Origin of the sequence: Legionella qingyii (assembly GCF_003990155.1) — a bacterium.
Classification (GTDB): domain Bacteria; phylum Pseudomonadota; class Gammaproteobacteria; order Legionellales; family Legionellaceae; genus Legionella; species Legionella qingyii.
Window position 1 is genome coordinate 192,296 of sequence record NZ_RZGX01000004.1, and the last position, 16,531, is coordinate 208,826.

Sequence of the window (16,531 nt, forward strand, 5' to 3'; positions counted from 1 at the left end):
CAAAAGATTTTTATTGACCAAATAGGACAATATGTGAGATAACAACGACAACATAAAAAGAACAATGATGAAAATTATGGATCATTGTTGATGAATTCACATCAGTTATATGACAGGACCTTTCTTACAAATATCCAAATGAGGCTAATACTAAGGGAGTTATTTATGAGAGCATATAGAGAATTAAGCCGCCTTCCTAATCCACTTCATTTATCGAAAATAAAGGATGTTCATTATTACAACAAACCAGGTTATCTATTAGGTGTTTTATCTGGAAATAGTTGGCGTTATAAAAGCATGGGAAAAACAATAGAACATGTTACAAATCCCAGGTTATATGATGAGTTAAAGTCACATGCGTCTGAAAATTTAAGATTATGGGCAAAGGAAAAAGTAGAGCCACCTCATAAGGTTGAAGTGGTTTGCCAAGACTTTGGAGATGTCGCTCTTGAAGTAACTAGAAAGTATGGAAAAATATATCCTGTTCTCAATATGGCCAATTCTTTATTTCCAGGGGGGGCAGCTCTAGAAGGAGGAGATGCTCAGGAAGAAAATATGTGGCATCGTTCATCTTGTGTCCGCTCATTACTCTCCAAGGGCATTTATTACGATGAAACGCGAAAATGTTTTCTTTATGATGAACAAACCAGAAAACTGTTAAGTGCGCAAGAAAAAATGAGCCCAGAGGAACTGGAATCATTAAGCATACGACGAGGAATACAAGTACCTGAAGCCTATAAAATTTTTATGAATGATGAGCCTCAAATTTGCTTCCGTGGACCTGAAATTTTGATTCCAACAAGTTCTGAAGAACTCACATCAAGAAAACAATTTATAGCGGACAGTACATTGAGTTATATCTTCCTTCCTAAAAACAGAATATTTCCTTTCTATGAATTCAGATCAGCTGCTCCTGAGCTTGTTGATAGAAAAATTGACTTTAAGGATGAAAATACTGTAAGAGAATATGTTAAAGACCTAAGTCGTCGTATCGGCGCCCAACTTGATACCTTAATTCTGAAAGGAAAGACTGAAGCAATCATGGGAGCCTGGGGATGTGGAAGTTTTAAGAATAATCCAGAGATAATTGCCAGTATATATCGTGAGGAAATTGAAAAAAGGGCACAGCACTTTCAACATATTGTATTCCCAATAATAAATATTGAGAATGGACCTAACTTTCAGGTGTTTCAAAAATATCTAGATGGCGTACAGCTTGGAAATTTAGCAGGCAAATCAAGTTCCAAAACACCAATAGAGCCTAATCCGTATGGCATGTATGCTCAAGGAAATAAGAAAGTACAACTAAAAGAGGAACCTACGAATCCATGGACTTGTACTATCTTATAATCAAATAAAACCAATGCAGTATTGATTCATAGAAAACTATAGCAATAATTCTTACTCGATAGCACAGCTTTTGAAAATTTCGACAATGAGATTTATATAGGCTCTTCTTAATGAAGAGCCTTTTAAAGTTAGTGTACAAGAATATAACGACCATTTTGTAACATATAACGATGGCCATTGTAATAAACATATTGTGGTTTTGCCTTGTGATAAGAAACTTTATGTTCGGTTACAACGCCAACGCCTGTATCAACAACCTTACCAACCCCATTACCTACAGCAGCACCAGTATCGGCTATAAAACCCACCCCGGTACCTACCACATTAGCACCATATTTTACTCCGGCACCTACAGTTGAATTGCTGTATTGGCTGGCCTGATCCATTGTATTGCAACCAACCAAACTTAAAGACATGAGCAATGCTGAAGATGTAACGATTACTTTCATTATTTTCTCCTTGAACCCATAACAATGACTTCTATATGTATATATAGTTTATAAATTAATCATTTGTTAGTGTTTCTTTGAGAAATAAATTATTTGAACCATTGATAAAAATTAAGAATTTAACTCATAACAATCAGAAATTAACTTAAGTTTTTTAAACAAAATAAAGTTGGATTATGCATATCAGAATTGAAATTTTGCGTCTTCATTTAAATTTAATGACATTGGGAAAATGGAATATTTATTGTAGGTAATGCCTTAAATCCAAATCGATTTATAAACCATTCAATTTAATGCATTACCTGTATTCATGTAATTTAGCTTATTAGAAATCATCTTGATAAGAATCAGGAAGATTTTCTTGAAAGTTTTTAAAATTTTCTTCCGCTTCATTCTTCTTTTCAATATTAAAACAATCCTTTCGCTCTGCAGGATCTTGTATGCTGTCACAATTATTATTATTTGGATTTACTGAATTAACTGCAAATGCATTCAACGAGCATAATGCCATAATAAAAACTAATTTTTTCATAATTGACTCATAAATTCATTTTCTTGATAGAGTAATCATACCTAATTCAAACAATAAAATATATGCACAGCGTATATAAAGTGGCGATTCAAGTGGTATACCCATACAACTCTCCTCTGTAGCTGCATTTCGAAAAATCTTTTAGATTTTTCATTAAGTATTACTCTGGTAATTATGAACTTAACATTTATAGTTTTGATTTATTTTCAATACTTACTAAGGAGAAACTGCGGTGGCAAGGGAAAACAAAAATTACTCCAGAACATACGGAACATTCTATCCAATGTATCATTATAGTTTAGTTGTAATCTATTTCATATTTATCAGAGCAGGCAACAGCATGCTCTGATAAAACTTGGATTCATCAGAACATAGCTGAGTTAAACGCCAAATCCAGCCCCTGTCGATAGCCTTTTAATTGTTCCTGTTGAGACTCATCAACCATAAATTGCTCAGCCGCTGTAATTGCTGCATAGGGTAACGGTTTAATTACCGCGGTATAAAAGGCATTGTGATTAACATTACCAAATAAACTTCTATCTTGTGGTAGATTTTCCATTTTTTGACTTATTTGCTGCATTTGAAGTTCTAATGATTCTATTTGTGCCATTGCTGCTGCTGCAAAATGATAGACACCATACAATCCACCCAAGACAAGTGGCAAACTAATAATCAGAGGTGCAATAGTAAAAACCAATACTAACCCTGTAGTAACTGCCAATAAAGATAATGCCGCATTACAACTATTATCAGTAATGGATAATAATTGCTGGTTAAAGGCTGAAATTTCCTTAATGAATCCAGTTAAATTTTCCTTATTTTTGGCAAAGTTAATATCATCATAAATTTTATTATTATGACTTTGCTTTCCGTGTATTGACGCAAGATGACTGAGCATTTGATCAATAATATAGATTAGGTCAGAAACCTTCCCCTTACGTATATAGGCCATAACAAGATTATGCAGTGATTTAGACCAGTGAGGCTGTAAATTAATAAATTCTTGAGCATAAATATTTAATTGTTTCGTAAACTCAGCGGGTATTTCCCCAATGTTTAGCGCTTTCTTTCCCCCGAAAAAAGTCCCTGAATATTGAGGTAATCCATCAGCAAATGACTTATTTCTTGCTGTCAGAGTATTTAGCAAACTGACATACATATAAAATTTTCCAAAATGGTCGGTATCTTGATTTTCAATGTGTTGACATAAAACTGCTAATTGACTTGATGGCATTTTTTTCTCACCGCAAAAAAAAGGCGATAATATAATAATGTTTATTATTAGTCACTCATTTTGCGATTTAAAAGTCCTCATAGTCCATTTACAGTCCTTAAACCCAGCTCTCGCACTAATACAGCGCTACATTTGCTTCGCTTTTATTATGCCAATCTGAGTATTGGTTACTTATTATCTTTAACTGGTTATTGGGCATAATCAACATTCTAAGTTAGAATAAAACTTTAAACACTATTCATGAAATGAAAAAAACTTTAAAGCGGGTAATAGGTTTATACTGCTGCATTTCTTTAAAACTATATGCAGTTAGTTTTCCTCAAAAATCGATTAGTTACTCTACCGGGATCGGCGCACCAATAACTACCGCAACCGCTGATACCCTGGATAAAGGTGAAATAGGTATCAGTCAAAGACTAGAATATTACCCCAGTATCCCTCTTTCTGATACCACCCTTTTGCAGCATCCTTTAACCGAAAGCCAACAGTCTAACTTTGCGAATTATATTCTGGCATTTTATGGACTTGAAAAAAATATAACCATTGGCGCCAGCCTACCTTATGTGCTTAACTCCTCTATCTCTGCTGTTAATTTCAATGAAGAAACAAATATTGGAAACATTATTGATTTAGGAAGTTCTTCTGGAATAGGTGATACCAACTTCTTCTCTATGTGGCGATTGTTGGATGAGGATAAGTATCCCACCTCACTGGCTATACTTTCTGGAATTAATGCCCCAACGGGTAAAACCACAGCAAGAGATAACTATGGAATACTATTTTCCGCATCGGATCAACCAGGGAGTGGTGCCTGGACTCCATTTGCAGGAATTATTGTTTCCAAAAAATTTAACAACTTTTCTTTAAGTACAAATTTAATTTACACTCAAAGTACCGAGGGTACACAGCAGACAACCATAGGCTCACTATTTGATTATAATTTTGCGACTGTTATAGAGCTTTATAAAAGTGAACAGGATAAATTACACATTGATGGAATTATAGAGCTTAATGGCGAATACGCCGCAAAAGATCATATCGCAGGGCTAACAGATCCAAACAGTGGTGGAAATAGTATTTTTATATTACCGGGCTTAAGAGTAAATATACATAAGGATGTTTCCTTTTATTTGGGTGCTAATATCCCATTAATACAACACTACTTCGGAACGCAAGTAAACAGTGCATATGGGCTCACTGGCGGTATCGATCTCAGTATCTAAAGCTTTTGAGGCCGTTCAAATTCAGACAAAGCATCAGAAAACATTGGTTTAGGTATTTTTAGATTCGGCTGCGTATGAGAGAAGCTATTTTGAGACAGAGAGCCCCTGATAACCTTCCTTGGTGCGGGAAATATGCTATAAATTAAGATTATATACAAGGAGGATAATATTTATCGTTCGTATCCTGTGTTTCTTCTTTTTTGGGAGCTTTATCAAGATAATGTTGTTTCACTTGTTTTGAAAAGAAGCCTATCTCAGCTTTTGCTGCTTTTTCATTCCAAGTTTCGTTCAGAACCTCCGACTCTTTTTTCTCGCATTGGTGTCGAACACGGTATAGCTCATCTGGATCCGAAACAGGATCCACATCAGCTAGTGCTTCCAATGAGTCTCTTTCTATCTGATCTAGTTTTATCTTTCTTACCTCACCACAAATACTTATGACCGCTTCAGGATGATGTTGGAAACCGATGGTGTAATATTTCCCTGTCTTTTTTTCAACACTTTCAACTAATCCATCAAATTTATTACGTCCTGTAACTCGAAGACTGTTATTATCTTGATTCTCCTCTACATGTTGATGATGAAGACAAGTAACATTATATTCTATATTACTCTTATCTTTATGTTTGAGTTTAGAATGTAACGCATTATACAATTGGCTTCCTTCTGCAACGACTACTTTATTATTAAAGGTAGCATCTTGGGTTTCTTTATAAACGGTATCAAAATGCTCATAATGAAGTTCATGCTGCTCAGCATCTTCGGGTATGTCAGTTACTTTATAACCATGATAATGTCCAACTGTTTGTTGTCCACGACATATACCTAAAAGAGGGATATCTCGACTCTCGGCTAATTTTGTAAGTTCTCCTTCAAATTTCTTACGCGGATCACTATCATCATGTACTGGAACATTGGGCCCCCCTGGTAAATAGATACCATCTATCCTACCGTTAAAAGCGGGATGACCTAATCCTTCCTGGGGTGTAACTGGAATAACATCAAATCCTTTACCTTTTAGATAATCAATCAAAAGGTCGCAATAGATTGTACCTCCCTCGCTATCATAAAGTATGATAATTTTTGGCTTTTCTTCCGAATGCTTTAATTGTTCTTTTTCATCCTTATTTAAAGTGTATTCGAATTTTGGCTTCTCTTTGTTTGTATTTTTTGTGGAGCCAAGATTGGATAAATATTCTGTAAATTTCTGAAACATAATAGCGTACCTTAATTCATAATTTAGACAACAAATCATATTTGCTCGCCTAATATACAGATTGTACTCCTTGAATATTAAGTAACTATTATTAGCGCATATTATTTTTATTAAATATTTATAAATTCGGTATTTGCTCATTTTGTGCAGTACTCCCAACAAGATGGATGCCCTCCTTGATGCACTGGAACAATTTATATGGGAAGAATCTACGAGACTATGCAATGAGTGCAGATTACTTCAATACGGATTGGTATTATTTGAACAGCATCAATTTGAAAATTTTTTTCGTAAAATTTACCAGGAAAGGTCTCTTACGTTTTTGTAGCTTCAGTAAACCATTGCTTTGAGTTTGCCTCGATCGCGTCTTCCCCTCGCGCAAGACATTTAAGTGGCGTGATGATGCCTTTCGAGGAAAGAGGATTGGGAAAAAGAAATATCATGAATAGTTATAGATGATGTGCTGTGGAGTTGCCTGCTACAGTTCGCTCTTTGCCTTCCTTGGCTTATAAGAGGAATATGGTAGTAATGAGATTTAGATCCAGAGAGTATGATATACACTTGAATCTCCATCACCAGGTTGTTTTTCTTTTTGCTTCGACTCTTGTTCAAGAAAGTGTTTTTTAACTTGCTTAGTAAAAAAACGCATCTCTGCCTTGGCAGCTCTTTCATCTATTGATTCTGAACGAGCGTTCCTTAGTTTTTGAGCAAATGTAATTTCTGTTTCTAAAGCTATCTCGGGATCAAAATAATTCGCTGTATATCGGCCTTCTTCAGCTTCTTTTTCCGCCTGGATAATTTTTTCTTCTCTTGCACTCTCAAAAGAATGTATAAGTACTTCTGGATGATGTTGCACACCAAATGAATAATATTTCCCCGTTTTTATTTCAATGCTTTCGATTGTATTATCAAATTTATTACGACCTGTTATTTGTACATCACTATGACTTGAATTATCCAGTATATGTTGATGATGAAGGCAGGTAACCGAATACACCATAGGCCCATCCTTATCCTTAAATTCACTCTGTAATACGGCATACAATTGACTTCCTTTTTCAACAACAACTGTATTATTTACATCTGGATTACTCGCGTTATTCTCACCAGCATAATGCGTCTCATAATCTGACAAATCCTTTACCTCCAAACTATTATGATGCCCAATAGCTTGCTCACCGCGACATATCCCCATAAGAGGAATATCCTGAGTGCGTGCCAGTCGTGTCAGTTGGCCTTCAAACTTCGTACGCGGATCATTATCATCGTCAACAGGGATATCTGAACCACCAGGCAAATAAATACCGTCAATAGAATTACTTGTAAATGTAGGATGATTTAATCCTTCATCTGGAGAAACCCTGATTACGTCTAATCCATCATTTTCAAAATGCTGAATTGCCAGGTCAGCATTCTTTGAACCATTATTTTCATCATAAAGGGCAACAATTTTTGGTTTAACTTCTGAATTCCTTAGCTGTTTCTTTTCATCAGCATTTAATTCATATAGGAAATTCGATTGTTCTTCATTATTGGTTTCAGAACGGGTTTCTGAAAATAAAGCACTAAATGGTGACCAACTTCGTGAAAACATAATACACCCTCTCCATGAAATACAATTATTTTTGCAGGATAGATATTAACACACATAGGTAATACCCACATGAGGCCAGGCATTGAATTTTAAATTTAAAAACTAGTATGATGATTTTTTAACTATTTTACTTGCGTTCTTTTGAGGATCATTTTTTTTCAACATCTCAGTAATAAAATCATCAGAAATTGGATGGCAGTGAATCGAAGGAAAATCAATGAAAAAACATCCATGGTTTAATATCCTCTATTCGATTAGGCACCCGATTGCTATTTTTTGTACAATAGTTGGTTTTTTTATCATTCAGCACGTTGCATTACTGTTATATATCAAACCCTATCAACCACTTGATATCTTAAAACTAAGTCAGATGTTATGGCATTCAAACAGTTTATTTTTACAAATGATTTTGATATTTAATATATTTATTAAACCACTGTTCATTTATTTCTTTGTGATTTTTTTATTTTATTGCTTTAAAAATAAGAATCTATAAAATTTCTTATTCTTTTGTTCTTTAAAATCAAAAGGCGTTATTTGAGATAACTTCGAATCATGGGGAAGTAACAACCGCTCAAGACAGTTGCTCCCTTTCACTACCATTTTTTAGCTCGGTAATTTACGGAAGCTTACTGCGATACGATTCCAGCTATTGATAGTAATAATTGCCATTGTAAGATCAATGATCTCCTTTTCACCGAAACATGTTAAAACTTCATTATAAATATCATCAGGAAACTCTCCAATTCTATAATTTATAGCATATCCAATCCCGTGAAGTGCGCGCCTCATGCACAGAAGATAAATAAATACCTACATCTAGACTATTCATAATTATCATCATTTCAAGAAAAACTAAGATTAGGTTCCTCACTTATTCTTGCTATAAAGCACATAAAAAAATAAAGTAGTACTCTATTCTTGTTCAGGGAAAATTACATGAATTTACTTAATCGCTATTCAAGCAAAAAAACAAAACGTTTATCTCTATTTTTTATTCTGTTCTTTTCTAAAAGCCTATTTGCCAACGACACTGCCTTGGGAGGAAATGGATCGTTACCTATCCCTGTTTCGCAGCCTGATATTAAGATGGTTAAAGAAGTTATAATAATAACAGGTAAGAAATTAAATACTTCAGAATGGGATGGCTCCTGGCACTACAGCTGTGATTTTCAATTTAAAAATACTTTAAACAAAAAAATCGAAGTAGCTATGGGCTTCCCTTTTCCAGTAAATAATGGAATGAGTGCAATTGCCCTTCCCCAAGGCCAAAAAACCAGTGAAGGAAAAGCGCTGGTTTATAACTTCCAAGTTCGAGTTGATAATACGTCTGTTGCTTCCCATAAAGAGAAAATCGCCCCTAATGAGGATAAAGGCTTATACTATAATGATGCTTATGTATGGGACACTACGTTCCCGGCGTTAGCAACCGTTTCCATTCATCATGATTATGAAACGGGTGCAACTTATGATGTGATGGGTTTTCACTGGGTTTCGTATGTACTCAAAACCGGGGCACTATGGCATGATAATACCATTGGCCACACCCAATTAGAGGTCATTCCCAACACCCCCACACGTTTATGTTCCGAGGTAGATCCCAAATCAGAATATCTTAGGCCTAAACCTGCTGGCATAAAGATTATGGGTAATGGCAAAGACAGAAAATATGTATGGAATTTGTCTCATTTTCAACCTAAAGTTGATTTGCAACTTTGTTTATATACCCCGAAAAGTTATGTTCGCCACACTATGATTTATCCCGTGTTAAATTCAGATAATCCCATTAACTCTTTATCAAAATTAAGTGCCAAAGAATTACAGATTCTCCGTAATACGGTTTATGCCCAATACGGCCGGCGATTCAACTCCCCCGACTTGCAAAACTACTTCAAAAAGCAATGGTGGTATGAACCTAATCCTGATTATTCAGATAACATGTTAACTAAAGAAGATAAAAAATTATTATCATTAATTAATCAATTGAATAAACAATAAACTGAACATCAGAGCGTAATGTATGGGGTTGAGACATGAGGAGATAATCCTATAGATACCTTAGCCCCAAACTTAATACCCGCAATATTCATTACCTTTTTTTACCATATCGCTCTTCTCCATCTTCCTCGGAGCGTCCATGTTTTTTAGATTGATTTGAAATAGGCTCTTTTATACCGCTCTTATTTTGAAAAAATTCCATCCAACCTGTATAAGTACCAGGTTTTTGTGGGGATGATATTTTCAGCAGTACACTTGGTCCCCACATTAAAGATATATAGCGCTCATCAGAGAGCATTGCTAATTCATCGACTGTAAATGGAGTGTTACCGCCCACCTCTCCATAACTTTCAGCCATTATAGAAAAATACTCCATACAACGTTCATATATTCTTTCATTCGAAATATCAACCTCTGAATAATGAGGCAATTTTTCTGCCTTTGCCATCTTTACTTTGGAGCGTAAAACCATTTCATATGCAGCTTTGTAATGACTGTCCAGCATATACGTTTGAAGATGAGGTAATCCAAGCTCCTTACCAAAACATAGTAACAGGGAATTGAAAACAAAAGGTGAGCGACAACTAAAACTAAATTGCTTTGAATCTAATGGCGCATTGGAAGAATGTTGAGAATCCTCTACAGAGTCTAACCCCATTTCCCAAAGACTTTGACCATTGTTTGCTTTAACTGAAACCAGAATATGTAACAATTGAACAAAATTAAGCTTCTGTTCTGATTTAATATTTAAATCAATATCGCCCTTTTCTACCGCGTGGGCAAATGCTTCAAGCAATAGTCGATGAGTATAAGAACCATGTAAAAGAACACGATTGACTTGCTTATTTTCATTAAAAAGTTGACCGCTTGAAACAATGCGATCCGCTATCATGCTACTAACAAAACCAATAAACTTAACGATAAATCCATTTTTATTTACATCACGCAAACCCTCGCGTTCTAATAATAACGTATCCAGCATCCTTCCCTTTTTCAAAGGTTGATAGTCAGGTGGAGGAGCTCCAGGTATGTAGTTTCCTCTTCCTGCAATTAAATAAGTAGGAAGTGAATTTTGTTGTGAGGGTACAATTTGATTTTCTTCCATTGATTTTCCCAGCACCTCATCTAAATCTTTAAGGTGATGTGCAACGTTTAACGGATCATAAGCAAAACTTATTAGTTGATTAGCAATGTTTGCTATTTCATCAGGAGTTAAATCATTTAATAAAAATTCGGGGATTTTTAAATCATCGGCTTTGACAAGAGGAGGAGGTGCCTTTGATGCTTGAATCGTGATCTGCTCATTATCGACCGTGAAATTTGGCTCTAGCGCACATTTATCAAAAAAATCCGCGCTCTTATACGTAGGATCTTGAGTTAATTTCTTTACCTGCCTGGTAACAGTAACACCAGTTGATTGGGTTATCGGCAAATCATTCTCATCGCGACTAAGCATTTATTACCTCAATAATTAATTGCGAGTTACACCATTAATTATAGGAGATGATTTAAGAAAATGATTTTAAAATACTACGGTTGATCTCGTAAAAACCAACCAGAAGCTAAAGAGCATTGCCCTATACCCAGCTATAAAACTTTGTTGCTTAAATCAGAAGGTTCACCCAAAGCGTAAAGCTCAGGTAAACTCCTAGTTTTCATGAGGCCATGACTACTGAGTTGCTCAGTTTCTATAGAACAAATCTCTCCTGGTTTATGGCCATGAGTATATCTATTGGATAGATATTTGGGAGCTGTTTTTTTCTGATCTACTTTTTTTTCACCCATTGATTCTTTGGGTTTTTGGGGTGTCTCCAGTAAACGATTAATGTCATCAAGAACCATATCTGAGCCATGAACTAGATCTTGTTGTTCTTTATAAATATTGTACTGCAACTTATGAATAGAGGCTCTATGCTCCCCAAAAATCATATAGCCTTGTTTTCTGGTTTCATAATGATAATAAGCAAGGGCTCCGGCCAGTATTAATCCTACACCTAAAGCAACACCGATGCCGATTGGACCAGCAGAAATGATAAGGGCAGCCAAGCTGGTACCAAGAATTTCGGCGCCCACTGCCAAGCCCAGCCCCATAATACCCAAGGCTCCTGAGTATGTGCATAAAAAACTACCAGCAGAACTTAATGCAACAAGTATTTTATCATTCCTCGTTACATAATCAGCCGCATTTTTTTCATCGCCTTTAACAAGTGTAGGTTTTTGTATGGTCTTGGTTAATTCTTCCTTCATCAACGCCAGTTCTTTTTTTTCTTCAGAAGTTAACGACTGTTGAGAGGCAAGTTTTGCTATTCTTTTTCTAATTCCCTGCAGAAAAGCCAGTTCCGCTTGTAATTCTTCCAATTCACGAATAGCATTTCTTTCTGATTGATTTTTCTTATAATTAGCATACATGATCATGCTAAATCCTATAATGGAAATAATGGCAAACGCAATATTCAAGCCCGAAGCCACCGCAGCACTGGCTCCAGCCAATAATCCGGTATAGGCAAACGATTCAGTTAATTCTGCTAGAGATGCAGAAGGGCAAAACGTTTCTAACAATGCAGCCCAAAGACTTTTACTCTGCAAACTGCCTATGTGTTTTTGCCGCCGGATCAAAGCTTGATCAATATGGCTTTTTGCATAGCCAGGTGCAGATTCAAGTAGCAGAAGTTTTTTATAAATCAGGTCATCTTTTAAATTGGCCGCAATAACAAGCGGTATTTCACCTTTATTATTTGGCACATTAAGCAGGGTTATTGCTTCACGCTGAGAAGCCTTAAGTGTTGCTACTTTAACGCTACGATCTTTATCGATCCATTTTTCTTTTCTTTTTCTGTCTTTTGCTGCTGGTGAAATTCCAAGCATTTCATTGACTATATTAAAATAGCCTTGTTGTACTGCAAGGTGTAATGCACTGTTCCCTTCCCTGTTTTTCAGAGAAATATCCGCACCGTGCGCAAGTAAGTGTTTTACGAAATACAAAGAACCGTTCTCCACCGCAATATGGAGTAGCGTATTGCCTTGCTCATCAACCTCGTTGAGACGTTCCTTGCTATATGATCCAATATTTTGCTTAAAAACTTCCTTGTTGTTGTTCAAAAGAACTTTTTTCATCGACTCAATCATGTTGATTTTCCAGATTAAAAAATGAATGAGTCATTATAACAAGAAAAAGTTAAGTAAAGATTATAGGCATCCAATATGACTTAATTAGATGTATGTACATAATATTGGACTTTATAAATCATCGGCTTTGATTTGGAAGAAAAGAAGAATCCTCCTTCTAAACATACCAATTCCTGTTCTGTTAGTTAATGCAAGTTCAACAGAAGGAGTAGACAGCAATTCATTATGCATTTATAAAAATTAGCTTTAAAAGATGCATAGACTTCAGGTAGTGGAGCCCAATGGTCAAGCTTCCTTAGAATACTCAAAAGAAATTTTTTCCAAAATTTCCTCAATGGGTAAGCCCATAACATTGTAATAGGAACCTTTTATTTCTTTAACAAATGTATCACGTACTGTCTGAATGCCATACCCCCCAGCTTTATCGAAAGGATCTCCTGAATCAATATAATTTAGAATTTGCTGCTCTGTAAGTTTGTGAAAAGTAATATGCGTTGTTACATAGTTAATGCACCACTTTTGTTCTGGTAAAAAAATCAGAGTATAACCAGTATAGACTTCATGGGATTTGCCACTAAGCATACGTAACATTCTATACGCGTCTTCATAATCTCGGGGTTTTTCTAAAATATGATTTTGATAAGCCACTGTAGTGTCTGCCGCCAAAATGAAATCCGCAGTATCTACTGCTGACTGTACCAAAATAGTGTGAGCTTTTTCTTGAGCCAACCGAGTTACATAGTCCTTAGCCCCTTCATCTTGTTGTAAAATTTCTTCAATATCAGCAGGCATGGCCACGGCATTCAACCCGTGCTCTTGCAATATTTGTAACCGTCTTGGGGATGCACTGGCTAGAATGACTTTTAATTGATGGTTTAATTTCATAAAAATAATCGCTTGATGTTTATAATACGATAGATAAATTCTACAACTTTTTTAAAAAGAAACTAAAAACAGGATAATTTACTGAAATTACTATAAATTTGCGCGCACATAATACCAATCATTTTAAGCATTTGTTTTATATATTCCCAAAACCAGTACAATCCAGCCAAGGATAAAGCATGTGCCGCCAATTGGAGTGACAATTCCAATAACTTTTACGTTCAACACACTCATTAAGTATAAGCTTCCTGAAAAGAGCAAAATTCCCATAACAAACAACCATCCTGAAATTCGGATGAACCGGTTATTAATATGCAAAAGAATCCCCCCAACGAATAATAAAGCTAAACTATGAGTAAATTGATAAAAAACTCCTGTTTGAAAAATATGCATCTGATATTCGCTTAATTGTGTCTTTAAACCATGAGCAGCAAAGGCACCTAAAATTGTAGCAACCATTGCTGATAAAGCACCGATCGCAATAAAATGCTTGAACATTGTTTCAGAAATAGAAGACATCGTTCACATCCTGCTAACCGTCACAAATGAATAAAAAGCGACTATTTTGAATATTATTTTGGACATCTTATTTCTCCTTTCCTAAAATTACAATGATATGAATCGTTTTAAGCCTCGATAAGGACAATAATCATGTGTCGATTCGTAGCTTACATAGGAAAAGAGGATATTTTATTAGCTAATCTATTAGTTAAACCTAACAATTCGCTTATAAAGCAAAGCCTCTTGGCTCGTGAATCACGTACTCTTACCAATGGAGATGGATTTGGCTTGGGATGGTATACTCCTTTTGATAAGACACCGGCTTTATTCACTTCACTTTTTCCTGCGTGGAATGATCGCAATTTTTCCTATATAGCAAAAAAAACCAGGGCTCAGCTTTTTTTTGCTCATATACGCGCAGCAAGTACTGGGGGTATTTCTCATTTTAATTGCCATCCTTTTATATATAAAAACTGGCTATTTATGCATAACGGATTTATTCCTTTCTTCAAAAAAATTAAACGCCAAATTAGTAATTTATTAGATGATGATATTTATAGCTGGATTAAAGGAAGTACCGACTCAGAATTGATTTTTGCTTTATTTTTGCAATTAGCAAAAAATTTAAAAATAAAAAACTCTCATGATATACACAACATTTTACTAAAAACATTACAAATAATTAATGAGTTAGTAAAACAATATCATAAAAAAGCAGTAAGCTACTTTAATATTTGCATCACTGATGGGAAACGTATCGTCGCTTTTCGTTATTGTACTTCTGCACGAACCAAACCTGAAACAATGTATTTCTCATTAAGTGAGAGTCTTGCAAAAAGCGCAACAAAAGAAACGGTTTACAATTATGTAATTATTGCTTCTGAAAAATTGTCAACTAATGGATTTAAATGGCAAATTATACCAGTGAACCATTGCTTCATGGTTGAGTCGAATTTAAGTATTTCATTACAAAAACTTTAGTCTAAATACTTAAGGACCAAGCAATGCATATTAAAAAAATTGGAAATTATAAAATTGATTGCGAATTATTTAAAAAAAATTTAGTTGCTGAAACGCAACTTTTAAAAGAATGGTTTGCAAAAGACTATTTTAAATCTGAATCCATCAATGGAGGTGCTGAAATTGAGTTTCTTATTTTAGATAAGGAGTATCAATTATCACCTCATAATCATTTTTTTACGAAAAAACTTAAAGAATTGGTAAGAGAAGCAGGAACTGCTCAATTAGAAATTAATACTCCTGTTTTTCCTTTAAAAGATAATTTTTTATCCTTTCTACATCAAAGTATTTTATCTCTATGGAATAAATGTTGTGAAATGGCCTGTAACTCCCAACATCATTTGGCGCTCATCGGCTCTATACCTCAAGCAGATCCAGCTCTTTTTAGTCATTTATATATTACACCCCAAAAAATTTATCTTTTAATGAATGAGTTTGTAGCTAAATATCGAAAAGGAGAACCTTTGTCCATTCATATAAATGGGGAAAAAGAAAATCTTCTTTTATATCCAGAATCTTTAGCTATAGAAGGATTAATATGTTCTTTGCAACTTCATATAGAAGTTCCTCAACATCAATTAACTCATTATTTTAATATAATTCAAATATTATCAGCCCCTTTATTGGCTCTTAGTAGTAATTCACCTTACTTTTGTGGGAAACACTTATGGAGCGAAACAAGAATCAGCATTTTTGAACAACTTTATACTTTTCCATTTCCATTGCAAAAAACCGTTTTTCTTGAACCTAATTATTTGCAAGACACTTTGTTTTCCATTTTTAAAAATAACCTAAGTAATTTTCCTTATCTCTTGCCGCTTGCTGCGTATAAAGAACCTATTAATCAAATGTTTCATGTGAGATGTCAAAATAGTTGTATTTTCCGTTGGAACAGACCCATTTTGGACTTTAATCGACAGAATGAGCCCTATTTAAGAATAGAACACCGTGTATTATCTTCTGGCCCAACTGTAGTGGATATGATAGCAAATGCCGCATTTTTTTATGGTATAACTAATTATTATGCTAATAACCTGCCCTCCTTAACCTCTTTAATTTCTCATGAATCTATCTTAAAAAATTTTTATGAATCAGCTCGTTACGGATTAGAAGCGAGACTGAATTGGAATTCTGGCAAGATTAAGGCGAGTACCCTTTTAAAAAACTTATTACCTCTGGCTTTTAAAGGGCTTGAAGATTTGGGAGTTGACATCCTGGAGGCGCATTTTTATTTGGATATAATTAAAACCAGGCTTGAGAGAAATCAAAATGGAAGTATATGGCAAGATAAATTTCTTGCGAAACACAAAAATGATTTTAATGGCCTGCTTGAGCAGTATATTAAAAATCAATACTCAGAAACTCCAGTTGCTGAGTGGGGTTTAAATTAATAGGCTCGGGCA

At 34.9% G+C, this 16,531-nt stretch carries 14 protein-coding genes; 5 read left to right on the top strand and 9 right to left on the bottom strand.

The window, feature by feature from the left end:
* Positions 1 to 165 precede the first annotated feature (165 nt).
* The gene (locus ELY20_RS04385; RefSeq protein ID WP_110141406.1) at positions 166 to 1,350 is read left to right on the top strand and encodes a poly(ADP-ribose) glycohydrolase domain-containing protein; all 1,185 of its coding nucleotides are present in this window, start codon (positions 166 to 168) and stop codon (positions 1,348 to 1,350) included.
* 128 nt (positions 1,351 to 1,478) lie between these two features.
* Here the strand turns inward: ELY20_RS04385 and ELY20_RS04390 are convergent, their stop codons facing one another.
* The 3 genes from ELY20_RS04390 to ELY20_RS04400 form a co-directional block, all read right to left on the bottom strand.
* Positions 1,479 to 1,799, bottom strand: a complete 321-nt coding sequence (locus ELY20_RS04390) for a hypothetical protein (protein ID WP_110141405.1) — start codon at positions 1,797 to 1,799, stop codon at positions 1,479 to 1,481.
* 325 nt (positions 1,800 to 2,124) lie between these two features.
* On the bottom strand, positions 2,125 to 2,331 hold the full coding sequence (locus ELY20_RS04395; protein WP_110141404.1) for a hypothetical protein: 207 nt from the start codon (positions 2,329 to 2,331) through the stop codon (positions 2,125 to 2,127).
* Between the two features lie 364 nt (positions 2,332 to 2,695).
* Complete coding sequence (locus ELY20_RS04400) at positions 2,696 to 3,565, bottom strand: hypothetical protein (protein WP_110141403.1); 870 nt, start codon at positions 3,563 to 3,565, stop codon at positions 2,696 to 2,698.
* Between the two features lie 245 nt (positions 3,566 to 3,810).
* On the opposite strand from ELY20_RS04400, the gene ELY20_RS04405 reads away from it, so the two are divergent.
* Positions 3,811 to 4,788 (top strand): transporter, encoded by a 978-nt coding sequence (locus tag ELY20_RS04405; protein ID WP_110141402.1) that lies wholly within the window; start codon positions 3,811 to 3,813, stop codon positions 4,786 to 4,788.
* A gap of 148 nt (positions 4,789 to 4,936) precedes the next feature.
* Here ELY20_RS04405 and ELY20_RS04410 read toward each other — a convergent pair whose 3' ends face one another.
* Positions 4,937 to 6,004, bottom strand: a complete 1,068-nt coding sequence (locus ELY20_RS04410) for a gamma-glutamyl-gamma-aminobutyrate hydrolase family protein (RefSeq protein WP_110141401.1) — start codon at positions 6,002 to 6,004, stop codon at positions 4,937 to 4,939.
* Positions 6,005 to 6,539: 535 nt separating this feature from the next.
* Positions 6,540 to 7,598, bottom strand: coding sequence for a gamma-glutamyl-gamma-aminobutyrate hydrolase family protein (locus ELY20_RS04415; protein ID WP_110141400.1), 1,059 nt, complete (start codon positions 7,596 to 7,598; stop codon positions 6,540 to 6,542).
* Between the two features lie 939 nt (positions 7,599 to 8,537).
* Between ELY20_RS04415 and ELY20_RS04430 the strand changes: the two genes are divergently transcribed.
* Positions 8,538 to 9,596, top strand: coding sequence for a YARHG domain-containing protein (locus tag ELY20_RS04430; RefSeq protein ID WP_110141397.1), 1,059 nt, complete (start codon positions 8,538 to 8,540; stop codon positions 9,594 to 9,596).
* 91 nt (positions 9,597 to 9,687) lie between these two features.
* Here ELY20_RS04430 and ELY20_RS04435 read toward each other — a convergent pair whose 3' ends face one another.
* From ELY20_RS04435 to ELY20_RS04450, 4 genes are all read right to left on the bottom strand, one after another.
* Complete coding sequence (locus ELY20_RS04435; protein ID WP_110141396.1) at positions 9,688 to 11,052, bottom strand: hypothetical protein; 1,365 nt, start codon at positions 11,050 to 11,052, stop codon at positions 9,688 to 9,690.
* A gap of 131 nt (positions 11,053 to 11,183) precedes the next feature.
* Positions 11,184 to 12,722 carry an ankyrin repeat domain-containing protein gene (locus tag ELY20_RS04440; protein ID WP_110141395.1) on the bottom strand — a complete coding sequence of 513 codons (1,539 nt, stop codon included), beginning with the start codon at positions 12,720 to 12,722 and terminating at the stop codon, positions 11,184 to 11,186.
* 285 nt (positions 12,723 to 13,007) lie between these two features.
* Complete coding sequence (locus ELY20_RS04445) at positions 13,008 to 13,607, bottom strand: Maf family protein (protein ID WP_110141394.1); 600 nt, start codon at positions 13,605 to 13,607, stop codon at positions 13,008 to 13,010.
* A gap of 123 nt (positions 13,608 to 13,730) precedes the next feature.
* Complete coding sequence (locus ELY20_RS04450) at positions 13,731 to 14,126, bottom strand: DUF423 domain-containing protein (protein WP_233590488.1); 396 nt, start codon at positions 14,124 to 14,126, stop codon at positions 13,731 to 13,733.
* A 132-nt stretch (positions 14,127 to 14,258) separates the two neighbouring features.
* Between ELY20_RS04450 and ELY20_RS04455 the strand changes: the two genes are divergently transcribed.
* Together ELY20_RS04455 and ELY20_RS04460 are read left to right on the top strand one after the other, a co-directional pair.
* The gene (locus ELY20_RS04455) at positions 14,259 to 15,089 is read left to right on the top strand and encodes a class II glutamine amidotransferase (RefSeq protein ID WP_110141393.1); all 831 of its coding nucleotides are present in this window, start codon (positions 14,259 to 14,261) and stop codon (positions 15,087 to 15,089) included.
* Positions 15,090 to 15,112: 23 nt separating this feature from the next.
* The gene (locus ELY20_RS04460; protein WP_110141392.1) at positions 15,113 to 16,519 is read left to right on the top strand and encodes a glutamate-cysteine ligase family protein; all 1,407 of its coding nucleotides are present in this window, start codon (positions 15,113 to 15,115) and stop codon (positions 16,517 to 16,519) included.
* Positions 16,520 to 16,531: the final 12 nt, after the last annotated feature.